This window comes from Deinococcus apachensis DSM 19763 (assembly GCF_000381345.1).
Taxonomy (GTDB): domain Bacteria; phylum Deinococcota; class Deinococci; order Deinococcales; family Deinococcaceae; genus Deinococcus; species Deinococcus apachensis.
Genome location: NZ_KB906404.1, coordinates 79161 through 100947, shown reverse-complemented (window position 1 = coordinate 100947; position 21787 = coordinate 79161). Strand labels below are relative to the sequence as shown.

At 69.6% G+C, this 21787-nt stretch carries 22 protein-coding genes and 4 tRNA genes; 12 read left to right on the top strand and 14 right to left on the bottom strand.

Annotated elements, in window-relative coordinates:
* Positions 1-46 precede the first annotated feature (46 nt).
* The 5 genes from F784_RS0112180 to F784_RS0112160 all read left to right on the top strand — a co-directional run bounded on the left by F784_RS0112180 (position 47) and on the right by F784_RS0112160 (position 4296).
* Positions 47-1003, top strand: coding sequence for a glucose-6-phosphate dehydrogenase assembly protein OpcA (locus F784_RS0112180; protein ID WP_019587012.1), 957 nt, complete (start codon positions 47-49; stop codon positions 1001-1003).
* Positions 1004-1034: 31 nt separating this feature from the next.
* Complete coding sequence (gene pgl / locus F784_RS0112175; protein ID WP_019587011.1) at positions 1035-1709, top strand: 6-phosphogluconolactonase; 675 nt, start codon at positions 1035-1037, stop codon at positions 1707-1709.
* 96 nt (positions 1710-1805) lie between these two features.
* On the top strand, positions 1806-2909 hold the full coding sequence (queG, locus tag F784_RS0112170; protein ID WP_019587010.1) for a tRNA epoxyqueuosine(34) reductase QueG: 1104 nt from the start codon (positions 1806-1808) through the stop codon (positions 2907-2909).
* Between the two features lie 58 nt (positions 2910-2967).
* Positions 2968-3348, top strand: coding sequence for a nuclear transport factor 2 family protein (locus F784_RS0112165; RefSeq protein ID WP_040383129.1), 381 nt, complete (start codon positions 2968-2970; stop codon positions 3346-3348).
* A gap of 60 nt (positions 3349-3408) precedes the next feature.
* Complete coding sequence (locus F784_RS0112160; RefSeq protein ID WP_019587008.1) at positions 3409-4296, top strand: glutaminyl-peptide cyclotransferase; 888 nt, start codon at positions 3409-3411, stop codon at positions 4294-4296.
* A gap of 6 nt (positions 4297-4302) precedes the next feature.
* Here F784_RS0112160 and tmk read toward each other — a convergent pair whose 3' ends face one another.
* The 7 genes from tmk to F784_RS0112125 all read right to left on the bottom strand — a co-directional run bounded on the left by tmk (position 4303) and on the right by F784_RS0112125 (position 8393).
* On the bottom strand, positions 4303-4950 hold the full coding sequence (tmk, locus tag F784_RS0112155; RefSeq protein WP_019587007.1) for a dTMP kinase: 648 nt from the start codon (positions 4948-4950) through the stop codon (positions 4303-4305).
* Positions 4951-4978: 28 nt separating this feature from the next.
* Positions 4979-5770 carry a Nif3-like dinuclear metal center hexameric protein gene (locus F784_RS0112150; RefSeq protein WP_019587006.1) on the bottom strand — a complete coding sequence of 264 codons (792 nt, stop codon included), beginning with the start codon at positions 5768-5770 and terminating at the stop codon, positions 4979-4981.
* A gap of 23 nt (positions 5771-5793) precedes the next feature.
* A complete protein-coding gene (locus tag F784_RS0112145; protein ID WP_019587005.1) occupies positions 5794-6192 on the bottom strand; it encodes a VOC family protein in 399 nt (132 codons plus the stop codon).
* Between the two features lie 78 nt (positions 6193-6270).
* Complete coding sequence (locus F784_RS0112140) at positions 6271-7278, bottom strand: extracellular catalytic domain type 1 short-chain-length polyhydroxyalkanoate depolymerase (protein WP_040383127.1); 1008 nt, start codon at positions 7276-7278, stop codon at positions 6271-6273.
* Between the two features lie 200 nt (positions 7279-7478).
* A tRNA-Met gene (locus F784_RS0112135) sits at positions 7479-7555 on the bottom strand.
* 50 nt (positions 7556-7605) lie between these two features.
* Positions 7606-7681 (bottom strand) — tRNA-Ala (locus F784_RS0112130).
* Between the two features lie 37 nt (positions 7682-7718).
* Positions 7719-8393 carry a TrmB family transcriptional regulator gene (locus F784_RS0112125; RefSeq protein ID WP_019587003.1) on the bottom strand — a complete coding sequence of 225 codons (675 nt, stop codon included), beginning with the start codon at positions 8391-8393 and terminating at the stop codon, positions 7719-7721.
* Positions 8394-8647: 254 nt separating this feature from the next.
* On the opposite strand from F784_RS0112125, the gene F784_RS0112120 reads away from it, so the two are divergent.
* Positions 8648-9418 (top strand): transporter substrate-binding domain-containing protein, encoded by a 771-nt coding sequence (locus tag F784_RS0112120; RefSeq protein ID WP_019587002.1) that lies wholly within the window; start codon positions 8648-8650, stop codon positions 9416-9418.
* A 111-nt stretch (positions 9419-9529) separates the two neighbouring features.
* Entirely contained in the window at positions 9530-10201 is a 672-nt protein-coding gene (locus F784_RS0112115) for an amino acid ABC transporter permease (RefSeq protein WP_019587001.1), read from the top strand.
* Positions 10202-10279: 78 nt separating this feature from the next.
* On the opposite strand, the gene F784_RS0112110 is transcribed toward F784_RS0112115, so the two are convergent.
* The 3 genes from F784_RS0112110 to F784_RS0112100 form a co-directional block, all read right to left on the bottom strand.
* On the bottom strand, positions 10280-10816 hold the full coding sequence (locus F784_RS0112110; protein WP_019587000.1) for a hypothetical protein: 537 nt from the start codon (positions 10814-10816) through the stop codon (positions 10280-10282).
* A gap of 95 nt (positions 10817-10911) precedes the next feature.
* Positions 10912-10986, bottom strand: a tRNA-Val gene (locus tag F784_RS0112105).
* A 24-nt stretch (positions 10987-11010) separates the two neighbouring features.
* Positions 11011-11086: transfer RNA gene (locus F784_RS0112100), tRNA-Ile, on the bottom strand.
* A 67-nt stretch (positions 11087-11153) separates the two neighbouring features.
* On the opposite strand from F784_RS0112100, the gene F784_RS0112095 reads away from it, so the two are divergent.
* Entirely contained in the window at positions 11154-12521 is a 1368-nt protein-coding gene (locus tag F784_RS0112095; RefSeq protein WP_019586999.1) for a glycogen synthase, read from the top strand.
* Here the strand turns inward: F784_RS0112095 and F784_RS0112090 are convergent.
* Positions 12490-13200: an alpha/beta fold hydrolase gene (locus tag F784_RS0112090; RefSeq protein ID WP_019586998.1), complete on the bottom strand. Its 711-nt coding sequence runs from the start codon at positions 13198-13200 to the stop codon at positions 12490-12492. The genes F784_RS0112095 and F784_RS0112090 overlap by 32 nt on opposite strands.
* Positions 13201-13262: 62 nt before the next feature.
* On the opposite strand from F784_RS0112090, the gene F784_RS0112085 reads away from it, so the two are divergent.
* Together F784_RS0112085 and F784_RS0112080 are read left to right on the top strand one after the other, a co-directional pair.
* Positions 13263-14081, top strand: a complete 819-nt coding sequence (locus F784_RS0112085) for a hypothetical protein (RefSeq protein WP_019586997.1) — start codon at positions 13263-13265, stop codon at positions 14079-14081.
* Between the two features lie 61 nt (positions 14082-14142).
* Positions 14143-14895, top strand: a complete 753-nt coding sequence (locus F784_RS0112080; RefSeq protein WP_019586996.1) for an RNA methyltransferase — start codon at positions 14143-14145, stop codon at positions 14893-14895.
* Positions 14896-14899: 4 nt separating this feature from the next.
* Here F784_RS0112080 and F784_RS0112075 read toward each other — a convergent pair whose 3' ends face one another.
* Positions 14900-15106: a hypothetical protein gene (locus F784_RS0112075; protein WP_169405688.1), complete on the bottom strand. Its 207-nt coding sequence runs from the start codon at positions 15104-15106 to the stop codon at positions 14900-14902.
* A 106-nt stretch (positions 15107-15212) separates the two neighbouring features.
* Between F784_RS0112075 and F784_RS0112070 the strand changes: the two genes are divergently transcribed.
* Both F784_RS0112070 and F784_RS0112065 read left to right on the top strand, forming a co-directional pair.
* Positions 15213-16940 carry a sensor histidine kinase gene (locus F784_RS0112070; protein WP_019586994.1) on the top strand — a complete coding sequence of 576 codons (1728 nt, stop codon included), beginning with the start codon at positions 15213-15215 and terminating at the stop codon, positions 16938-16940.
* Positions 16941-17057: 117 nt separating this feature from the next.
* Positions 17058-18032 (top strand): phosphotransferase enzyme family protein, encoded by a 975-nt coding sequence (locus tag F784_RS0112065; RefSeq protein ID WP_083939210.1) that lies wholly within the window; start codon positions 17058-17060, stop codon positions 18030-18032.
* A 211-nt stretch (positions 18033-18243) separates the two neighbouring features.
* Here the strand turns inward: F784_RS0112065 and F784_RS23080 are convergent, their stop codons facing one another.
* Both F784_RS23080 and F784_RS0112055 read right to left on the bottom strand, forming a co-directional pair.
* Positions 18244-19512, bottom strand: a complete 1269-nt coding sequence (locus F784_RS23080) for an MFS transporter (protein ID WP_157465223.1) — start codon at positions 19510-19512, stop codon at positions 18244-18246.
* Positions 19513-19593: 81 nt separating this feature from the next.
* Positions 19594-21396, bottom strand: a complete 1803-nt coding sequence (locus tag F784_RS0112055; RefSeq protein ID WP_026332437.1) for an NPCBM/NEW2 domain-containing protein — start codon at positions 21394-21396, stop codon at positions 19594-19596.
* Positions 21397-21787 lie beyond the last annotated feature (391 nt).

The window sequence follows — 21787 nt, the reverse complement described above, 5'->3', positions numbered from 1 at the left end:
CTGACCGCCGAACCGGGGTTGTAGAACCCCACCACCGAGGTGCCCCATGACGACCGCCACCGACCTCCAACCCCTCGGGCCCGTCGAGACCAGCGTCCGTCGGGCGCAGGCCACACTGGACGAGCTCTGGGCGCAGACGGACGTGGAGACGCGGGCGTACACGGGCAACATCGTGGCGCTGACCGTGAAAAAGCACCTCGCCCGGGTCGAGGAGGCCCTGGCCGGGCTGGAGGGCCGCTACGCGGGACGGCAGATCATCGGGGTGATGGACGGCACGAGGGAGGTGCGGGTGCAGGTCAGCCTGGTGCCGCAGCGGGGGGGGCTGTACATCGAGCGGTTGCGGCTGGCGGCCGACCCCGAGCAGCTTCAGGGCGCCATCCTGCCGCTGCTGCGCCCCGCGACCGTCAACCACGTGTGGTGGGGCGCCGACACCCGGCCCAGCGGCGTGCTGCTCTCGGAACTCACCGAGATCGCCGACCAGGTAATCGCCGACAGCCTCACGCTCGACATCCCCCCGGCGCGGCACTACGCCCTGGCCGACCTGGGCTGGAGTCGATCAGCGGGGTGGCGCGAGGCTGTGGCCCAGGTGTTCGACAGCCCCGACGCGGCGCGGCGGCTGCCCGGGGTCACCGGGATGACCGTGCGCTACGCGGGCCACAACGACCTGCCCGCCCGCCTCTTCGCGGGCTGGGTGGCCGACACCCTGGGCTGGCCCGATCTGAGTCACGTGACCTTCAAAGCCGCCCGCTGTGGGCGCGAGAACGGTGACCTGTGCGGGGTGGAACTGGCGGGGGACGGGGTTCAGTTCAACCTCTCCGCCACCGAGCAGGAGATCGTCCGCACCCACTGCCACTGGCCGGGCATGGAGCGGACCACCGAGCTGAACGTGCCCCGCCTGACGCTCGCCGAGGGCCTGGCCCGGGTGATGGAGCGTCCCGAGCGGCGCGAGGTGTTCGAGCGGGCGTGGACGCTGGCGAAGGCGAGCCTGGCGGGGGAGAAATGAGCGGTCAGCCCTCGCGGAATAAGAGGAACGCATGAACCTCTGCGTCTTTCCCACCCCGGAGGACACGGCGCGGGCGGCGGCACAAGCCTTCGAGCGGACGGCCGGGGTGGCAGTGGCGGCTCGGGGCGCCTTTCACGTCGCCCTGTCGGGCGGCAGCACCCCGAAACTGATGTACCGGGAGCTGCGCGTCCTGCCCGGCGTTCCCTGGGAGAACGTCCACATCTACTTCAGCGACGAGCGCAGCGTGGGGCCGGACAGCCCGGAGAGCAACTACAAGCTCGCGCACGACGAACTGCTCGCCCACGTCCCGGTGCCCGAAGCCCAGATTCACCGCATGGAGGGCGAACGCCGTCCCCTGGAGGACGCGGCGCGCGACTACGTGGCCCTCCTGCCCGAGCGGCTGGACGTGGTGCTGCTCGGCATGGGGGACGACGGGCACACGGCGAGCCTCTTTCCCGGCACGGCGGCGCTGACGGCGGGGGGCCGGGTCGCGGCGAACTGGGTCCCGAAACTCGATACTGAGCGGCTGACCTTCACTTACGACGAGATCAATGCGGCCCGCGAACGCTGGCTCCTGGTGGCTGGGGCGGGCAAGGCGAACGTGCTGCGGGAGGTGGCAGCGGGCGAGGGCGACTCCCCGGTGGCCCGCGTGCAGGACCCGGTGTGGTATCTGGACGAGGCGGCGGCGGGGAAACTGGGTCAGTAGTCCGTCCCCTGTCGTCGCAGGTGGGGAGCTTCGACCCCCACCTTTTTGTTCACTACCAGCCATAGGCTGCGCGTCGCAGGCCCCATACTCTCCCCCGTGAAGACCGCCGACCTCCTCTCCGACCTCGCCGTGTCCCTGGGTGCGGACGCGGTGGGTTGGGCGCCTGCACGGGTTCCGGCAGCCTCAGTGGAGGAGTACGCGGGGTGGCTCTCGGCGGGGCGGCACGCTGGGATGAGTTACCTGGAGCGTCAGCTCCCCACCCGCTCGGACCCGGCGAGCCGCCTGGAGGGGGTGGGCAGCGTCCTCGTGCTGGGGGTGTCGCACGCCTTCGCGGACCCGGAAGTGCCGACGGGAGGTGTGCGGGTGGGCCGGGTCGCCCGTTACGCCTGGACGCCCGACTACCACGACCAGCTCCAGCCCATCCTCTCGCGCCTGGAGGCGGAGGCGGCGCGGCTGGGCGTCCGGGCACGCGGCTACGTGGACCACGGCCCGGTGATGGAGCGCCTCTTCGCGGCGGGCGCCTTCCTGGGGTGGCGGGGCAAGTCGGGCATGACGGTCAGCACCCGGCTGGGCGCCTTCGTGACGCTGGCGGTGCTCCTCACCGACCTCCCCTTTGAAGGGGTGGAGGAGGCCCACCCCGACCGCTGCGGGCGCTGCTTCCGCTGCGTGGCGGCCTGCCCGACGGGCGCGATTGGGAACGACCGGGCTATCGACGCGCGGCGCTGCGTCTCCTACCTCACCATCGAACACCGGGGACCTGTGCCACATGAACTCCGGACCGGCATGGGCGACTGGCTCTTCGGCTGCGACGTGTGCTCCGAGGTCTGCCCCTGGACGGCGAAGGCGGGACCGCTCGCCCGGCTTCTCAGGCCCGATCCCGAACTCGCCCACCCCGACCTGTCGGCTTTTTTCGGCGTCAGCGAACGGCAGTTCGAGCGGCAGTTCGTGGGCACGGCCTTCCTGCGCCCCCGACGCAAGGGCATGGCCCGCAACGCGCTGACGGTCCTCGGGAACACCCACGACCCGCGCGGCTGGCCGCTGCTCCTCACTGGAGTGCAGGACCCCGCCTGGGAGGTCCGGGAGGCCGCTGCCTGGGCACTGGGTCGCTGGGGCGAGGCCCGCCACCTCCGCCCCCTGCTGGAGGACGGACATGGGGCGGTGCGGGAGACAGCGGCGCTGGCGTTGAGCCACGCTTCATGAGGGAATTGCCGGGGTGATCTCCCACCCTTTTGCCCCCCTCGCCGTGTTGTCTTGGGGCATGGCGAACATGACCGAGAGCTTCATGCAGGCCCTCCAGACCATCGAGGAAAGCGGTGACCCCACCCCCCTGGTGGACCTCTTCGCGGACGAGACGAGTCTGCGGAACATGACCACCCAGGAGTGGAGCGGCAAGGAGGGCGCCCGCGACTTCTGGACCCGTTACCTGGAGAACTTCCAGAGCATCCGCAGCGAGTTTTTCCACCACACCGACGACGGCCACACCGGCCTGATGGAGTGGGAAGCGACTGGCAAACTCAAGGACGGGGCCGACATCGCCTACCGGGGCAGCAGCGTGATCGAGCACGACGGGCAAAAGGTCACGGCCTTCCGCACCTACTACGACTCCGCCGCCTTCGTGAAACCCACCGTGCAGGAGTAAGTCTCCCGACTCTGCCGACGTGAACCCTTTCCCAACGCCGGGGACGGCTACCATGACGGTATGCCCCCCCGGCTTCCCCTTTTCGCTGTCCTGCCCGCCGCCTGCGCCCTCCTGATCCTGAGTGGGGGCGGCGCCAGCCTTCAGACCACCGATGCCCAATCGGGCAACCCGGGCGCCGTGACCCCCATCCTGCGTCCCACCGTTACGGCCCGTTACCCTCACGACCGCGCCGCCTTCACCCAGGGCCTCCAGTACCTGGGGGGCGGCCTCCTGATCGAGAGCACCGGACAGGTCGGCGAGTCGGGCGTGCGGCGGGTGGACCTGAAGGGCGGGCGGGTGCTGGCCCGGGTGCCCACGCCCATCGCCAGCGCCTTCGGGGAGGGCGTGAGCGTGCTGAACGGGGTCGCTTACCACATCACCTGGCAGACGGGTGCGGCCTTCGCCTTCGACACGGCGACCCTGCGGGAGATCGGGCGCTACCGCTACACGGGCGAGGGCTGGGGGCTCACCCAGGACGGCCGCAGCCTGATCATGAGTGACGGGTCGAGCACCCTCTTCTGGCGCGATCCCAAGACCTTCTCCGTGACCCGCACCGTTCGCGTGACGGACCGGGGACAGCCCGTGCGGAACCTCAACGAGCTGGAATACGTGCAGGGCAGCGTCTACGCCAACATCTGGCTCACGGACCGCATCGCCCGCATCGACCCCCGCAGCGGGAACGTGACCGCCTGGCTCGACGTGGGGGCCCTGACGCAGGAGGCGAGCGCGACCGCCAGCCGCGCCGGGAAGCCCCTCACCTTCGACGACGTGCCCAACGGCATCGCCTACGTCCCTGAGCGGGGCACCCTGCTCCTGACCGGCAAGCGCTGGCCCACGATCTTCGAGGTGAAGGTGCCCGGCGTGAAGCCCGAGCCGGGTACGACTGGGCGGGGCCAGCCCGGGCGCTGAGGGGGGCTAACGAACGGGGGAACGCACGCCCGCACCCCTCAGCCTCTCCCCCATCGTCCGCCAGACCGACGCGGCCAGGGTCTCCACGTCCTGGGTGGCGTCGAGTACCACGAACCTCCCCGGCTCACGGGCCGCCAGGTCCAGAAACCCCTGCCGGACCCGGCGGTGAAAATCGAGGTCGGCGCGTTCGAGGCGGTCGGGTTGTCCACGGCTCGCCGCCCGGGCCAGGCCCACTCCCGGGTCGAGGTCGAGCAGCACGGTCAGGTCGGGAGTCAGGCCGCCCGTTACCTCCTGCGTCAGGGCGTTCAGGAAGGCCGCGTCCAGTCCCCGCCCGGCTCCCTGATAGGCCAGGCTGGAATCGGCGTATCGGTCGCACAAGACGACTTCCCCCCGCTCCAGGGCAGGCCGGATAACATCCCGGACAAGCTGGGCGCGGCTGGCCGAGTACAGCAGGAACTCGGGCAGCGGGTCGATGGTCAGCGCCGGGTCGAGCAGCACGTCCCGCACCCGGGTGCCCAGTGGCGTCCCTCCCGGCTCACGGGTGACGATGTACGGCACGCCCTCCGCCTCCAGTTGTTCGGCCAGCCGCGCGAGTTGCGTGCTCTTGCCCGCGCCCTCGGGACCCTCGAAGGTGATGAAGAGGCCGGGCGTCACAGGGCGAGCCTCCCGGACAGTCCCACCCTCACAATCCCGTCGGGTGGTGCAGGAACTGCCACGGCAGACCGAACTCGTCCTCCAGCCGGGCGGCCAGCGCACGCACGCCGAACACCTCCGTCTCGTAGTGACCGGCGTACACCACGTTCACCCCGTACTCGAAGGCGTCGTGGAAGTGCTTGTGTTCGGGCTCGCCGGTCAGCAGGGTGTCCAGACCCGCCGCCGCCGCTTCCGCCACCGCTCCCGCGCCGCCGCCGCTCACGATGCCCAGGCGCTGCACCTGCGGAATCCCGCCCCCGTGAACCAGGCAGATTTCCCCGGTCAGCTTCTGCACCCGGTCCGCGAAGTCCTGGAGACTCTGCGGAAAGGGAAGCTCGCCCGCCAGGCCAATCTTGTGGCCCTGCCAGTCGCCGAAGGGCCGCGCGTTTTGCAGGCTGAGCGCCCGGGCGATCATCGCGTTGTTCCCGACCTCCGGGTGCGCGTCGAGGGGGATGTGCGCCGCGTAGAGGTTGAGGTCGGCCATCAGCGCCGTGCGGATGCGCCTCCCGTGCGGCCCGGTCACGGCCAGGGGCTGGCCCCAGAACAGCCCGTGATGCACCAGCAGCAGGTCCGCCCCGTTGTCGGCGGCGTCCTGAAGCGTCCTGACGCTGGTGTCCACGCTCGCCGCCACCCGCCGGATCACGGGCGTGCCCTCGATCTGGAGGCCGTTGAGGCTGGGATCGGGGTAGGCGCCGATCTTAAGGTAGTCGTTCAGCCAGCGCACCAGCGTGTCGCGGTCGACCTCGCCGCGCTGGGTCTGGGGGGAAGTGGGTTCGGTCATGGGGTGCATTGTAGGCGGGCGGCTCAGGGCGCACCGGTCAGGGGCACGCTCTCATGCGCCCCCTCCACGACCTCCAGCCGGTTGCCGAAGGGATCTCGCAGGAAGACGCGGGGCACACCCGCCTCCACGTCGGCCCGATAGGACACGCCATGAGCGTCACAGTGGGCGCGGAAGGCGGAGAGGTCCGGGCAGCGCAACGCCGGGTGCCCCTTCTCGCGCGGCACGAAGTCCGGGGTCACGCCCACATGCAGTTGCCGCCCGTCAGGCAGGGTGAACCAGACCCCGCCGCGTCCCCGCAGCGCTTCCGGCTTGAGCAGTTCGGGCAGGCCCAGGAAGGTCCCGAAAAAGGCCCGCGCGGCCTCCTCGCATCCGGCGGGCGCCTCCACCTGCACATGATCGAGTCCCGAAATCAGCGGCGACATGGCAGGAGCTTAAAACCCTTCCAAGCGGCAGTGTTGTTCCTTCTTTAGGGACAACAAGCGGCTGGCTCTCGCGCCTATTCAGAACCCGAAGAAGGAGACGATGATGGCCGTCGCGTCCGGCCCACAGGGGTCGCTGTACGACCCGCTCGGGCTGCCGCCCGACCAGGCGTGCCCCAGACCGCTGATGATGTACTTCTGCAACAGGACGCTGCCATTCGTGCTGTTCTTGTAGTCGTAACGGGTGTAGGACCGGCAGGCCGTCCCCGTCACCGCGCCGTCCGCCGTGCTATCCACGTTCCCGTTGTCCGAGGCGTCGGTGGCGATGTCGTTCGTCTGGGCGAACTGCGCCAGCGTCTGGTTTCCGTTCATGGGGTTCACCGTGCCGTCCGCCGTGCCCTGGAACACCAGGGTCGGCATGACGCGCCGGAGGCTGCCCATCTCGCTCGCGCACGAGGTGCCCCGCTCGTTCGGGTCGTACAGACTGCCGTTGTTCTGGGCGTCGACCGCACCCGTCGCGGTGGTTGCGGCCCGGTACTGCAATCCGGCGAACACAGCGACCTTGCGGACTTGATCGGGGTAGGTGCAGGCCATGACCGAGGCCATCGCCCCGCCCGCCGAGAGCCCGGCCACGCCCACACGGGCGCTGTCCACGCGGTAGTTGTTCTTCACCCAGACGATCATGCCCGCGATCAGGGAGGGCTCACCGCTTCCGCGATGCTGGTTGACGTCGTAAAACCAGTTCCAGCAGTCGTAGCTGTTGTAGGCCGTGCCCTGCTCAGGGTACAGCACCAAGAAGTTCCGCGCGTCCGCCTGCGCGTTCATGCGCGTGCCCGCCGCGAAGTCGTACCCGTCCTGCGTGCAACCGTGCAGCATCACCATCAGGGGACGGGAAGCTGTGCCGTCGTACCCGGCGGGCACCCGCAGGCGGTAGAAGCGGGACCCGTAGGCATTCGTGTACGTGCCCGACACCCAGGACCCGGTCGCCTGGACGCGCAGATCCGTCCCCGGCCGGGTTCCGGCAGAGGGGACCTGGCTACAGGCGGCGAGCAGCAGGGCGGCGGAAAACAGGGCAGTAGGACGCTTCATGACGAACCTCGCGGGAGGAGAGGCCACACCCCACTGGGGCAGCGAGGCACCAGGGGAGGAGTTTTCGATCAGTTCGACCCTACCCATTCCACGTCACATCGGTGTTACAGGCTGCTGTCACTCGCTGCAAGAGAACGTACGTCACCCAAATCGGGTCCGCAGAAATGAAAGAACCCCGCCAGGGGTGACGGGGTTTTCTTTGGTGGCGATGCCCGGACTTGAACCGGGGACCTAACGATTATGAGTCGTTCGCTCTAACCAGCTGAGCTACATCGCCTTGATAGTCCTTTTGAGAGCAATGCCCCGCACAGTGGCGGGGCCTCTCTTTGGTGGAGCTGAGGGGATTCGAACCCCTGACCTTCTGAATGCCATTCAGACGCGCTCCCAACTGCGCCACAGCCCCGAAGGCCCGGTTAGGTTACAGCGGGCCGCGGGAGTTGTCAACGGCTCCCCGCGGGATGCTGCGCGGCGAGCTGCACGTACCCCTCGATGAGGTGAATGACGACCGGGTTGTGGGTGTGGACCCCGTGCGCCTCCCCGCTGGCGCCCTCCTCGATGAAGTGGGCGATTACGGCCGCTTCCCCATCGCGGGCGAGCAGGAAGGCGCGCTGGCCCTCGGCGGCGATGGCGGGCAGGCCGACCAGCGAGGCGCGGTGCAGGTCCACCCCCCGGGGTGTTAGCCGCTCCAGCCGCTCGCCGAGGGGGAGGTCGCCCGCCATGTAGACGCTGCGCCGAGCGTTCAGGGTCAGGTCCTCGCACAGGCTGCGGATGGCCGCCTCGCCGTACAGGTGGTAGACGGCCTCGGGCGCGGGGTCGGGCGCCAAGCGCGAGAGGTCGCGGTCCAGCGCGCCCAGCCGATCATCAAAGGAGCGGCGGGCGCGGGCAAGATACTCCCGGGCGCTCAGCGGCGCGTACTCCAGAGGGTTTTGCCCCACCCGCGCGGCCAGCCCCCGGCCCTCCAGCCGTTCCAGCGTCTCGTAGATCTTGGGTCGGGGAATGCCTGCCTGCCGCGCCACCCGGGCGGGAACGGCGCGCCCGAGGGCCAGCAGGGCGGTGTAAGCGCGCGCCTCGTACTCGGTCAGGCCCAGCGCTTGCAGGTGAATCACGGCACTCATGTCGTCCCAGCATACGGGAAAAGCCGCGGCAGCACGCCTACGGTCTGCGACCCATGACCCTTGCATGAACGCAGGGGCGTTGAGCCGCAACCTTCCCCGGCCTAGTGTGGGGCCACGCGGCCCCGCCTGCCTCACGGCCTGTTCGTGCGAAGGGCACCACATTCTTCTTTCTAAAGTGCTTTAAAATTCCATGTGGAAAAGAGGGGGATCGTCCCTTTCCCCACACCCTCCTGCCACAGGAAAACGAGGTTTCCATGCGTCACCTGACCCTGCTGACCACCCTTGCCCTGACCGCCGGACTGAGTGCCCAGGCAGCCCAGACCACACCCGCGACCCTGACCAAGGGGGTGCTCAAGATCGCCATGGAGGGCACCTACCCACCCTTTACCTTCAAGGACGAGCAGGGACAGCTCACTGGCTTTGACGTGGACATTGCCAGAGCTGTGGCCGCCAAGCTCGACCTGAAACCCCAGTTCGTGCTCACCGAGTGGAGCGGCATCCTGGGGGGCCTCCAGGCGAACAAGTACGACGTGATCGTCAATCAGGTGGGCATCACGCCGGAGCGGCAGAAGACCATCGGGCTGAGCCAGGCGTACGCCTACAGCAGCCCGCAGATCATTGTGCGGAAGAGCGGCAGCTTCAGCCCCAAGACGCTCACAGACCTGAAGGGCAAGCGCGTCGGCGTGGGGCTGGGGAGCAACTTCGAGCAGCAGCTCCGGGCAGCGGGCGGCATCAATGTCGTCACCTACCCCGGCGCCCCCGAATATCTGGCGGACCTGGCGGCGGGGCGCCTCGACGCCGCGTATAACGACCGTCTGCTGGTCGGCTACCTGATCACCAAGAACAACTTGCCGATCCGGGGCGCCGGGGTGGTCGGGAAGCCCGAGCCCGTCGGCATCGCCTTCAAGAAGACGAACACCGCGCTGGGGGGCGCCATCAACCGTGCCCTGGCGCAGATCAAGGCCGATGGCACCTATGCCAAGATCAGCCGCAAGTGGTTCGGGGTGGACGTCAGCAAGCCCTGACGCCAGGCCAGAAGAATGGGGAAGCAGGCGGGGAGCCCTCCTCTTCCCCATTCTTCTGGCCCCTCGTCCTGACCGCTCCCGCCCACCTCATCCCCACCCGGAGAAGGCGCCATGACCGCCGAGCAGCTTCAACTCATCCTTCAGAGCGCCTGGGGGGCCCTGCCCACCCTGCTGGCCGCCGCGCCCATCACCATCGGGTACGCGCTGGCGGCGATGCTGCTGGGGTTGCCGCTGGCCCTGCTCGTCGCGCTGGCGCGGCTCTCGGGAGTTGCCCCCCTGCGGGCGGTCAGCAGCGTGTACGTCTCTTTCATGCGCGGGACGCCGCTGCTCGTGCAGATTTTCATGCTGTACTACGGCCTGCCCGCCTTCGGGATCAGCGTGAGCCCGCTGGTGGGCGGGGTGCTGGCCCTCACCCTGAATGCCGCCGCCTACCTCTCGGAGACGATCCGTGCCGCGATCCTCAGCGTGCCGCGCGGGCAACGGGAGGCGGCCCTCAGCCTGGGCCTGACGCCAAGGCAGACCCTGCGGCTGATCGTGCTGCCCCAGGCGGCGCGGGTAGCCCTGCCCAGCCTGGGCAACACGCTGATCGGGCTGGTGAAGGACACCTCGCTGGTCTCGGTGATTACGGTGGTCGAGTTGCTGCGGAGCGCCCAACTCGTGATCGCGCGGACCTTCGAACCGTTCGGGCCGTACCTGGCCGCCGCGCTGATCTACTGGCTCATCAGCAGCCTGCTGGAACTCGTGCAGCGCAGGCTGGAGGGGCGGCTGGCGCGGCGGGGGTAGCCCAATACAGGAGGACGACAGACGAAAGCCCAGCGGAATGCCGGGGCTTTTCCTCGACCCGCTCTCTCCCCGCCCACTTCAGATCGTGCAGCTCAGCGCCGGGAGGCCCGCCACAGCGCGCCGGACGGTGCTCGCAATCTCATAGCTCAGGGTGGCCGCGCTGCGGTGACGCTCGTACGTGGCGCTCGTGATGCTCACCGTCACGGTTCCCCCGGCCCCCGACGCGCTCACGATCAGGGGCGTTCCGGGAGGGCCTGCCTGCGCGGCCCAGCTATAGGCGGGCAGCAGCGCCGGAAGGTCGAGCAGCAGCGCGGCCTCCCGGGTAGGGGTGCCCGTGCGGCCGGTCCCCCGCACCGGAGGCTGCTCCTCGGTGAAGGGCCACACGGCGGGCTCACCCTCGAACAGGTAGCCCAGAGCCGCCGCGCGGTCGTGATCACAGGCGGTGAGCGGAGCCCCGGCACCCGACGGGCGCACGTAAAGGGTGCCGCCCTGCAGGGCCATGCTCGCGTTGCCCCCGGGCGTGGGCGTGAGAGGAAGGCGGACCTCGCCCCCCGGCAGCGTCCCTGTGGCTGAGCCAGGGTTTCGGGGAGACAACAGGGAGAGCTTGGTGGGCATTGTGAAGAGCGTAGTTAATCAACCCTACATTCTTCTTACAGCCCGCGCCAACCAGGAGACCAAAGCAAAAACCCCGGCTGAGCCGGGATCTTTTCTGGTGGGCGGTATAGGATTTGAACCTACGACCCTTCGCGTGTGAAGCGAATGCTCTACCGCTGAGCTAACCGCCCGTGTCGCGGCCCGTATGGGCATTTTGGTGGGCCCTGCCGGATTTGAACCGGCAACCAATCGGTTATGAGCCGACTGCTCTGACCGTTGAGCTAAGAGCCCGGGCCGTGAGCGAGGGGAAGTGTAGCAGCGGGGGTGGGGGTTGTCAAACGGGCGTAGAGTACGGGCCATGCGGGTCGTGCATGTCGGTTCGGAAGTGTTTCCCTTCTCGCGTTCGGGGGGGCTGGGCGACGTGCTGGCCGCGTTGCCCGCGATGCAGGCGAGGCTGGGTGTGGAGGTGGCGGTGGTCTCGCCCTGGTACGCCTCGCTCGCGGGCACACCGCGCGAGGTCTGGCGCGGCGACGTGTTCGGCGTGGGCGGGGTGCGCGTCGGCGAAGTGCAGGAGGGCGGCGTGCGTTTCCTGTTCGTGGGCCTGGCCGAGTTCGACTGCCCGGGGCTCTACCATCCCGACGACGTGGAGCGGTTCTGCGCCTTCGGGTGTGCCGTGCTGCCGGTCTTGCAGGCGCTGGGTCTGCGCCCCGACCTGCTGCATGGCCACGACTGGCAGGCCGGGCTGGTTGTCGCGCACGCGCACCTCAGCGGCTGGCGCACGGCCTTTACCATCCATAACCTCCAGTACCAGGGCCGCTGGAATCTGGCCGAGGGGCGGGCGTGGACCGGCCTCCCCGACTGGGCGTTCAGTGCGGAGGGGGTGGAGTTTTACGGCGACCTGAACCTGATGAAGGCGGGGCTGGTGTTCGCCGACCACGTGACGACCGTGAGCCCCACCTATGCCCGCGAGATCACGACCCCGCAGTACGGCGAGGGGCTGGACGGCCTGCTCGTCCGGCTGACTGTGGAGGGGAGGCTCAGCGGCATCCTGAACGGGCTGGATCAGGAGCGCTGGGACCCACGCACGGACCCGGACATTCAGCCCTACGTGGACGCGGGAGGCAAGGCCGCCAACGGGGCGGCGCTGCGGGACGAGTTCGAGCTGGACGAGGCGCCCATCCTGGGGGTCGTGAGCCGCCTCGCCGAACAGAAGGGGATGGACCTGCTGATCGAGGCGCTGCCGGACCTCGTGGCCGACTGGAACGTGGTCGTGCTGGGGGGCGGCGACCCGCTGCTGACGGCGGCGCTGACGGGGTGGGCGCAGAACCCGCGCGTGGCCTTTGTGGGTGGGCTGAACGAGCCGCTCGCGCACCGCATTTACGCGGGGGCGAACGTCTTTGCCATGCCCAGCCGTTTCGAACCCTGCGGCCTGTCGCAGATGATCGCCATGCGCTACGGCACCCTGCCCGTCGTGCGCGAGACGGGCGGGCTGGTGGACACCGTGCCGCACGACGTGGGCTTCCGTTTCTCCGGGGAGACGCCGGGGGACCTGGCAGCCGCCTGCCGCGAGGCGCGGCTGACCTTCGAGGACCGGGCCGAATGGCGGGGCCGCATGGAGCGCGGGATGGCCCTCGACTTCAGCTGGGAGAGTCCGGCAATGCATTACCTCGCGCTGTACGAGCGCCTGACGGGAGTCAGCGCAGAAAGTCCAGCAGCGCGGCGTTAAAGGCCCCCGGCGCGTCCAGGTTCGAGAGGTGGGCGGCGCCGGGAAGAAGGCGCAGGGTGCCGCGCCCCTCGTCGGCGATCTCCTGCGCGAATTCGGGCGGCGTGATCTCGTCCCGCTCGCCCACGAGGACGAGGAGGGGCACATCCAGCCCCCGCAGCACGTCCTGCCCCTCGGACCGGTTGGCCATTGCTCGCAAAGCCCCGGCGATGCCTTCTGGTGTGGCCGCCTCGATCATGGGCCGCACCCGTTCGAAGGTCGAGGGTGAATGCTCCTTCTCGGCGGCCTCGATGATGAAGTCCTTTCCCTCCTCCAGCACCCGGTCGGCCTGTTCGCGGCGGTCCCTGGCCTTTTCGGGGGGGTCGGCGCGCAGGGTGGTGTCGGCCAGGACGACGCGGGCGAAGCGCCCGGGGAACTGTCGGAGCAGTTCCAGCGCGAGGTAGCCGCCCATGCTCAGGCCGACGAGCGCCAGAGGTTCCCCGGGCAGGGTCGTCCGCAACTCCCGTGCCGCGTCCGCGAGGGAGGTGATGGCCCCCTCCTGGCCCCCGAAGCCCGGCAGGTTGGGGGCGAGGACGGTGAGGCCCGCCTCCTCCAGCGCGGCCTTCTGGTCCTGCCACATCGTGGCGGAGAGGGGGTAAGCGTGCAGCAGGAGCACGGTGTGGGGAGGGTCTTCGGTGGTCATGGGTTCAGGCTAGGCGGGAAGGAGCGGCGCTGGCCTTCAGGTTCGCTTGATAGGCTCGCCCCATGCCGGTGACCGTCTCCCCCACCCCGCCTGCTGGCCTGCCCCCCGTGTTCGCCGCCCTGTACGGCGCCCCCGAGGAGGCGGTGGCCTGGATGACGGAGGTGCTGACCGGAGCCTGGGTCGCGCGGAACGCGGCGGGCGAGGTCGTGGGGGCGGTCGGCCTGCGGCCCAGCCCGGCGCACGGGGCGGAACTCGTGGGCGGGGCGCTGCCCGGACCGGAGCATGGGGAGGCGGCGACGGCCCTCGCCCTGATCTCCCGGCAGGAGGCGGGGCGCGCGTACGCCTTCGCGGACGGGGCGCTGTTCCCGGCGGGGGCGCTGGAGGCGGCCGGTTACCGCGAGGTCGCCGCCTACCGCCTGCTTGCCGGGCCGACCCCCGAAGGTCAGGCCGAGGTGCCGGAGGGTCTGCGCCTCCTCCCCCTCGCGGACGTGCCCGACCCCGCCACCCGCCTGGACGCCCTCGCCACCTACGAGGACCGCATCGGCCACCACGCTGTGACGCCCGAGGCGGCGGCAGACGGGGCGGGGGGCTTCGACCCGCAGCTCAGCCTGATCGCGCTGGACGCAGAGGGACGGGCCGCCGGACTCTGCCGTGCCTCTCCCGAGGAGGGGTACGCCCGCATCGACGCCCCCGGTGTTCGCCCTGACCTGCGGCCCACCGGCCTGCGCGCCGCCCTGCTGCTGGGCGTCTGCGCCCTTGCGCGGGCGCGCGGCCTGGGGCATGTCAGCGTGGAAAGCTGGGGCGACACCCCGGAGGAACTCGCCGCCGACCTGAGGCTGGGGCTGGGCGTGGAGATCGAGAACCCGATTCTGGCGGGCTGAGGGTCCGGCCGCGTTCAGGCCGGTCCACGGGGCCCCTGCTCCCCGCGCTAGCATCCCAGGCGTGAACCTCGCGGTCGTCCTCGTCTCCCCCAAAACGCCCGGCAACATCGGGGCGGCGGCCCGCGCCATGCTGAACATGGGCGCGCGTGACCTGCGGATCGTCGCCCCGCGTTGCTACGTGCTCGACCCTCAAGCCCTGGCGATGGCTGTCCACGCGGCGGACCTGCTGCGCTCGGCCCGGGTCTATCCCACCCTGCGCGAGGCGCTGGCCGACCGGGACGTGAGCGTGGGGACCTCCGCCCGAATTCGCGCGGACCTTCCGGCACCCCGCCACCCCTCGCAGGTGCGCCCCCTCGTGCGCGCCGCCTCGGCCCCGGCCCTCGTATTCGGGCCGGAGGAGACGGGCCTGATCAACTCCGACCTGGAGCAGTGCCAGGTGACGGTGCGGGTGCCCACGGGCGACTATGCCAGCCTCAACCTCGCGCAGGCGGTGCTGCTGGTGTGCTACGAGTTCCTGCAAGCCCAGGACGAGGCGCCCGCCTATGACCGCAAGACCGCCACCCGCGAGGAGATGGAGGCGATGTACGGCCACCTCCACGAGACGATGCAGCTCATCGGCTACACGGACGCCGTGCGGGCCCGCCATACGTTGCGGCTGTGGCGCGCGATGCTCGACCGGGCGCTGATGAGCAGCGCCGAGAGCCGACTGTTCCGGGGCTTCCTGCGGCAAGTGACATGGAAGGTGGAGGACGCGGCGAAGAGGGGAACGGTCTCAGGACGGCAAGCGACCGAGCAGGACGCTCCGGGAGAGTGAGCGGCTAGTTCCGCCCCCGGGCCTTCCCCTCCAGCCACCGGGCCGATAGCCAGAGCAGGACCGAAAGCCCGACGGTGACCAGGACGGGTCCCCACGGCTGGCCGCCCTGGTCCTCCCAACTCACGACGAACCACCCGAGGGAGACCAGGAGCATCGGCCCGCCGAAGGCCAGCAGCACGATCAGCGCCATACCCGCAGCGCCCGGCTCCATAGGCGGAGGGGGGCGTCCATACCCCAGCTTACGGCCCACCCGGGCACACCGAAGGCTTTCAAACCCACCCCACGGTTCTCCGGCGCCCCCTCCCTAGACTGTTTCCATGATGGACACGCCCGCCGCCCTGCCCTCGCCGCCGCCCCCTGCCCCGCGCGGGGTGCCGCTGTCGGACCGGGTACAGCTTGTGCGGAACGTGCTGCCGCCGCTGATCGTGCTCGTGGTGGCGGTCGTGGAGTTCACCATCGCGCAGCTTCCCAATCCCCGCGCCGAAATCTGGGCACACCTGCTGTTCTACGGCCTGGTGGGTCCCGCGGTGACCTTTTTCAGCGTGGAGTGGATCGCGGAGGGCACCCGCGCCCGTGAGCGTGCCGAGCGCGAACTGCGCGACACCTACGCCCGGCTCAGCGCCTCCCACGAGCGGCTGCGGGCGGTGCAGGAACTCATGCGCGACCTGACGGACGCCCCCGACATGGGCGCGGTCGTGGAGGTGGCCGCGCGGGGGGCGGTGCAGGCGACGGGCGCGGCCCACGCCACCCTCACCGTGCCCGGCGGCCTGAGCAGTTCGGCAACAGGCGAGGTTCCGGCAGCCCCGACCCCGGAGCTGTACCCCCTGCGGGTGGGGATTCCGGGCGGGGGCGCCCTCGCCCTGCACTTCCCGACGCCGCCGAGCCCGGAGACTGAGGCGCTCGCCCAGGCCCTGGCCGCCGAGGTGGCGACCGGGGTGGAGGCCGCCCGGCAGCGCACCCTGGACCTGATGACGCTCTACTCGGTGGACCAGTCCATCCGGGCCGAGCGCAACATGCGCCGTCTGCTCGCCCGGGTCACGCGCAACATGGCCGAGCGGGTGCGGGCGGGAGCACGGGCCGCCTACCTCAGCGACCAGGACGGCGTGCTGCGGCTGGAGTACGCCGAACAGATGGGGGGCGAGAGCAGCAGCGGCGGCGCCCTCGCCCCGCCCTTCGTGGCGCGGGTGGCGCAGGCGGGCACGCCCCTCGTGGCAAGTGCCGCCGAAGCCAGCGAAGTGTTTCCGGGGGCCGCCTCCGCCCTGGGCTTTCCCATGCGCGACGAGGAGGGGCTGGTCGGCGTCCTCGTGCTGGGGGACGCCCGCCCCGGCGCCTTCGAGGAGGCCCGGCTGCCCCTGCTCGCGCTCCTCGCCTCGCAGGCCGCGCTGGGGGTCCGCAACGCCCGCGCCTACCTGTACTCCGAGGAGCTGGCGATCAGCGACGAGCGCGCCCGCATCGCCCGCGAGATTCACGACGGGGTGGCCCAGTCCCTCGCGTTCTGCGCCCTGAAGCTCGACGTGGTGGCGCGGCAACTGCACACCGACCCCGAAAAATCCGAGGAGGAGGTCCGCGCCGCCACCGCCCTGCTGCGCGAGCAGATCCGCGAGGTGCGGCGCTCGATCTTCGCGCTGCGGCCCATCGACCTGGAGCGGTACGGCCTGCTGGAGACCGTGCGGCGCTACGTCGAGGACTTCGGGCAGCAGAACAACCTCCGCACCACCCTGAACGTCACGGGCGACATCCACCTCGCGCCGGGGGACGAGGCGGTCGTCTTCCGCATCCTGCAGGAGAGCCTGAACAACGTCGCCAAGCACGCCCGCGCCCGCGAGGTCACCGTCACCCTGCACGGCGGCGCCCACGTCACCCTGCGCGTGCAGGACGACGGCGCGGGCTTCGACCCCGAGCAGATTTCGGGCCGGGTCAGCAGCGCCGGGGGCCTGGGCCTGATGCAGATGCGCGAGCGCGTGGAGAGCCGGGGCGGGAATTACCGGGTGCTCAGCAGCCCCGGGCACGGCACGGTGGTGGAGGCAGAGATGCCGCAGGCGTGAGGGTGAGCAGGACAAGTGTCCAAGCCAGACGGGGGATGAGAAGGAGAACGTGGTCTGGACGTGACATAAGCTGCTTATTCTTGCACCAGCCCCCCTGGTGGGGCGCCAGGTTACGACATGACGTACGATCCGATGTTCCCCGTGACTTACTCGATTCTCGACCCTGCGGCCCTCCTTGAGGAGGTGCGGCGCTCCTACCCCCTTCCGGAACCGTTGGAGTACCGGCGCCTGTATCTGGGTGTGAATGACACGTACTTTCTTGCGGCGGCTGGCACGCCGCTGATCCTGCGCGCCTACCGGGCGCAGTCCCGCCCGCCTCCACGGGTCGCCTTCGAACTCGACCTCATCGAACGCCTCGTGACCACCGGTGTCCCGGTCGCGCGGCCCATTCACCGGAGCGATGGCCGATACTCGACTACGTTGGCCGCGCCCGAGGGCGGGCGAGAACTGGTGCTGTTCGAGTTTGCCCCAGGCGGACCACCTCTCCGCGATGAGACTGCCGCAGAGCGGTATGGCGGCGCGCTCGCCGCCCTACACACGGCCCTCGACGGGCTTGAGCCCACTCCGGCTGCCCCGATGCTGGACCTGCGTGCGCTCCTCGACTGTCCACTTGAGCAGCTCACCTCTGTGCTTACCCACCGACCAGCTGACCTTGCGTTCCTGGCTGAGATGGCTGATCTGGTGCGGTCGTATGTCGAGGCGAACGCGGCATTCCTGGACTGGGGAGCGTGCCACGGGGATTTCCAGTGGAAGAACGCGCACGTAGACGATGCAGGAACAGTCACCGTGTTCGATCTGGATGGTGCGGGCTTCGGCTGGCGGGCGCATGATCTCGCGGTGTTCCGCCCGCTGAGTGGTGACGCGGCCATCTGGTCAGGATTTCTGCGCGGGTACACGCGGAAGCGGACGTTGAGCCAAGCCGATCTCGCAGCCGTGCCTTACTTCGAGGCGGCAATCCGCCTATGGTCGCTGGGCTTCTTCCTTGAACACCGTGACAGTACCGCCTGGGGCTCAGACGCCGTGAACGACGCCCTGTTTAACCGAGAGGTCGCTCTGTTGAGGCGGTGGTGGCCCCGGCTGACAGCCCGGTGAAAGGTCAGCTATTCCTGGAAGGTATGAAGCGTTGGGAACGGCCTTCAATTCGACGGCGCTGTCGTCCCAGCCCACAATCCCAAGGGTCGGAACGTCATTTCCTTACCCATCCCCTGACCAACCCCTGTTCGCGGCAGGTCCTCATTCAGGGTCCGCTCCCCATCGCCTCCAGCACCAAGAGGGAATGGGGACCTGCACCCACTGCCGTCATTCACGCGGAAGGATGTGTCCGTCCGTCCACCCGCTCCTGAGCGCGGGCCACCACCCGGTTGTTCACGCGGCCCAAGAACAGCACGGCCACCACGAGGGCCAGCCCACCCGCCATCGCAAAGGTCGGGCGCAAGCCCAGAGTCTGTCCGAGCACCCCTCCCAGGAACGCGCCGAGTGGTGCAGCCCAGGAGATCACGAAGCGGTACGCCCCGCCCACCCGCCCGAGCAGTTCCGGCGGCACGAGCCGCTGACGCAGCGACACCTTCACGACGCCGGACAAGCCCAGGTTGAGGCCGTCGAGCACCAACAGTGCGGCCAGCAGCGGCGGCGCGTGGAGGACGCTCAAGCCGAGGTACACGAGCCCCAGAACAAACACGGAGCCGAGCACGGTGCGCCCCGCCCCGAAGCGCCGCGAGAAATACGGCGACAGCAGGCTGCCGAGGATGTGCCCCACGGCCCCAGCCGTGAGGAGTAACCCGTACCCCACCGGACCGACGCCGGGAAGAGCCGTCGCAAAGAGCACGAACAGTGCGAACACCGCCGCGTCGAGCAGCGTCGTGAGGGCCATCAGCCACGCCACGGAGCGCAGCAGCGCGTGCGACCACAGCCACTTCAGGCCGCCCGTCACCTCGCGCCACCACCATTCACGCTCCACTCCTCGCCGTGCGGGGCGGCTGGGCAGGGTCGAGATCAGGGCCGTACTCCCGAGAAAGCTCGCGGCATTCACGAGAAACGGCAGGCCGGGAAAAGCGGCGAACAGCAGCCCCCCGAGCGGTGGGCCGACGAACTCGTTGCTCGTCACGCTCGTGGCATACAGCGCGCCGTTGGCGTCCTCCAGATGCTCTTTCTCGACGAGAGACGGCACAAAGGTCTCAGCGGTCCCATCCGCGAGCGTCTCCGCCGTGCCGAGGATGAAGGCGATCCCGTACAACAGGGCGATGTGGAGGTGCCCCGTGAAGACACAGAGGGCGAGCAGGCCGAGCAGTAAGCCGCGCGCCGTGTGCGCGACTATCAGCAGGGTGCGGCGGTCGAGACGGTCGATCAGGGTGCCGAACGGGAGCGTGAACACCAGGCCGGGCAGCGCGGCGAAGGCCGAGAGGCTGGCGACGACGATGGGGTCGCGGGAGATCGACGCGACGAGCAGCGGCAGCGCCGTTTTGCCGATGCCATCCCCGATATTCGCGCTCGTGCTCGCCAGCCACAGCCGCCGGAAGGTCGGTCCTGCCCGCCACGCCCTCATGCCTGAGCCTACCGTGTCGTCGCGGAGCACGTTCCCTCGTTCAGTGTCTGCTCCCCCGGCACCAAGGGGAATAGGCACCCACCCCTGCCCATCCCTCTCCGAAGGCCGTCCTCAGCGCGCCCCGACCACCACTCCGGCCGCCCGGAGCTTCTGCTGCCACAGGTCCCACTCGGCCCGCTCGGTGGCGAGGGTGACCTTGCCTAAGTCACGGTTGTTCGCGCAGCGGCTGCCGTTCAGGGTGCAGTGGGGAAGCCACATCGGGTTGTTGTTCTCCCGTCCATCCGCGCCCACCCGCGTCCAGCCCGAGACGTTGTCGCGCAGGACGTTCCGGGCGAAGGTCGCGGGCCTGAGGTTCGAGGCCCCGTTGATGTCCCACACGTACATCCCCACGTTGGCGGCGGCGATGGGGCGGCCGTCGGGAAGGCGACCGCTGGACACCACCCGGTTCCCGTAGGCCTCAATGCCCGAACCGCCCGCGATGGCGATGCCGTAGTTCGTGGTGCTCACGATCTGGTTGCCGTACGCCCGCACGTACCCGTTGCCCAGCGGACTCGTCACCTTCCCGTCGCCCAGCATGATCCCGCCCCCCGAGTAGCCCTTCTGGGTGCCGGGATTCATGGGGTAGGCGCCCTGGATGTAATTGTCATGAATCAGGATGGGGTTCCCGGGCGTGCCGCTGCTGGCAAAAAGGTTGATGTTGTCCTCGACGGCGCTCTCGCCGGGCCGGTTCACGACCTGATTCCAGGCGATCTCCGCGTTCGGAATGCCCTGCACGTCGTTGAACTGCACCATCTGGCGCCGGTCCACCTTCCCGCTGAAGCCCCGGGCGCCGTCGCTCTGGCGGCCGTCGATGTTGGCAAAGGTGTTGCGCCGGATGCGAATGCCCTGCGTGCCCCGGCCCAAGAACTTGCGAACATAGATGCCGCCGCGCACGAACGAGGAGTTCTCGACCGTGAGGTTCTGAATCTCCTCGACGAGCACCGCGTGACCGGGGGCGCGGCCCGCAGCGCTGGGCGGCAGATTCTCCCCCTGGACGCCCCGCAACGTGAGGTTGACGCCGAAGCCCCTCACGAGGTCGCCGCGCCCTCTCAGCCGGGCGTTCTCGATCACGACGGGCTCGGAGGTCTTGACCGTCACGGCGGGCGTGGTGTCGCTGCTCGCCCAGTTGCCCGAATAGACTCCGCCCCGGGTGATCGTGATGGGCCCGCGATACACCACCGGGCCGGAGATGGGAGCCTGGGGAGCGGCCGGGCGCGCGGGGGGTCGGGGGATTCCCGAACGACGGGACTCCAGACCGGAAGCCGGGGTCCTGGCAGCGGCGCGGGGGGCCGGGGCCAGCGCGCAGCCCAGCAGTTGGGGACTCACCCAGTCGGCGTGATCCCCACTGTTGCCGTCGCCCGCGTCCGTCACGACCAGACGCAACTCCCCCGCACCCTTCACCGGGACGATCACCGTTTTCGTGGCACTCCGGCCCGTCATCCGGCCGCTGTCGTAGGCCTTGACCCCGTCGGCGTAAACTTGAAAGACCACACTGCCCCGGTCGCCCACCTCGTCGTCCACGCCGACGCGGGTCATGAAGATGCGGCAACGGCCCCCCAGGGCGAACGACAGGCTGGACCCCGCGTGAACGCCCAGGCCGCGGGCATAGACGCGGCCGTTGAGGGTGAGCGCCCGACCGTCGCCGGAAGCCGCCTCCCCGTTGCTGCGGCCACGCTCGGCCGGTCCCCGGGCGTTCGTGGCCCGCAGGAAGGGCTGCGCGGTCAGGTCACCGCGGCTCAGCGCCGTGTGCGTGGGCACCCGACCCATCGATGCGGATGGGGCGGCCGCCACCGCCTCCAGGAATGTACCCGGCACCAGGCCGAGCAGGGCTCCGACAGAGATGACGTAACGGCTTTTTGTCAGAACTCGACGCATAACATTCCCTCACCCCGGGCGACCACAGCGCCGGGGACCCCTAAAGATTTAAGGCCAGCTTCAGATCAGGTAAGGGCGTCTTCATCGCCCCTTGACCCGAACCACCGTAATGCGTCTAGGTGGTTTGGGGCTGTGCGGTTTACCGCATCCGGGCTCGGTGGGGAAGCCTTGTGTTGTGCCGGGGGATGTCAGGGGGTCTTCTCCGGCACGCCTCAAAAGACTTGTCACGCTGAGTAGCGCGCGAGGTCTTGCATGGGGATGCTTCGCATCCGCTCAGCACGACAAAGGCTCTGCGCCCCGCCCCAAAGGCAGCGCACGATGACAGGACAACCCACGGCGCGGCCCCACTGGGGACGCCCACCCCTAGCCTCCCCAGCCCGGCACTGTGGAA

What these genes read in the sequence shown, in the direction of transcription:
- F784_RS0112180 (WP_019587012.1), top strand. Translation starts at nt 47, where the DNA reads ATGACGACCGCCACCGACCTCCAACCCCTCGGGCCCGTCGAGACCAGC.
- pgl (WP_019587011.1), top strand. Translation starts at nt 1,035, where the DNA reads ATGAACCTCTGCGTCTTTCCCACCCCGGAGGACACGGCGCGGGCGGCG.
- F784_RS0112165 (WP_040383129.1), top strand. Translation starts at nt 2,968, where the DNA reads ATGGCGAACATGACCGAGAGCTTCATGCAGGCCCTCCAGACCATCGAG.
- F784_RS0112160 (WP_019587008.1), top strand. Translation starts at nt 3,409, where the DNA reads ATGCCCCCCCGGCTTCCCCTTTTCGCTGTCCTGCCCGCCGCCTGCGCC.
- F784_RS0112150 (WP_019587006.1), bottom strand. Translation starts at nt 5,770, where the DNA reads ATGACCGAACCCACTTCCCCCCAGACCCAGCGCGGCGAGGTCGACCGC.
- F784_RS0112145 (WP_019587005.1), bottom strand. Translation starts at nt 6,192, where the DNA reads ATGTCGCCGCTGATTTCGGGACTCGATCATGTGCAGGTGGAGGCGCCC.
- F784_RS0112140 (WP_040383127.1), bottom strand. Translation starts at nt 7,278, where the DNA reads ATGAAGCGTCCTACTGCCCTGTTTTCCGCCGCCCTGCTGCTCGCCGCC.
- F784_RS0112125 (WP_019587003.1), bottom strand. Translation starts at nt 8,393, where the DNA reads ATGAGTGCCGTGATTCACCTGCAAGCGCTGGGCCTGACCGAGTACGAG.
- F784_RS0112120 (WP_019587002.1), top strand. Translation starts at nt 8,648, where the DNA reads ATGCGTCACCTGACCCTGCTGACCACCCTTGCCCTGACCGCCGGACTG.
- F784_RS0112115 (WP_019587001.1), top strand. Translation starts at nt 9,530, where the DNA reads ATGACCGCCGAGCAGCTTCAACTCATCCTTCAGAGCGCCTGGGGGGCC.
- F784_RS0112110 (WP_019587000.1), bottom strand. Translation starts at nt 10,816, where the DNA reads ATGCCCACCAAGCTCTCCCTGTTGTCTCCCCGAAACCCTGGCTCAGCC.
- F784_RS0112095 (WP_019586999.1), top strand. Translation starts at nt 11,154, where the DNA reads ATGCGGGTCGTGCATGTCGGTTCGGAAGTGTTTCCCTTCTCGCGTTCG.
- F784_RS0112090 (WP_019586998.1), bottom strand. Translation starts at nt 13,200, where the DNA reads ATGACCACCGAAGACCCTCCCCACACCGTGCTCCTGCTGCACGCTTAC.
- F784_RS0112085 (WP_019586997.1), top strand. Translation starts at nt 13,263, where the DNA reads ATGCCGGTGACCGTCTCCCCCACCCCGCCTGCTGGCCTGCCCCCCGTG.
- F784_RS0112075 (WP_169405688.1), bottom strand. Translation starts at nt 15,106, where the DNA reads ATGGAGCCGGGCGCTGCGGGTATGGCGCTGATCGTGCTGCTGGCCTTC.
- F784_RS0112070 (WP_019586994.1), top strand. Translation starts at nt 15,213, where the DNA reads ATGATGGACACGCCCGCCGCCCTGCCCTCGCCGCCGCCCCCTGCCCCG.
- F784_RS0112065 (WP_083939210.1), top strand. Translation starts at nt 17,058, where the DNA reads ATGACGTACGATCCGATGTTCCCCGTGACTTACTCGATTCTCGACCCT.
- F784_RS0112055 (WP_026332437.1), bottom strand. Translation starts at nt 21,396, where the DNA reads ATGCGTCGAGTTCTGACAAAAAGCCGTTACGTCATCTCTGTCGGAGCC.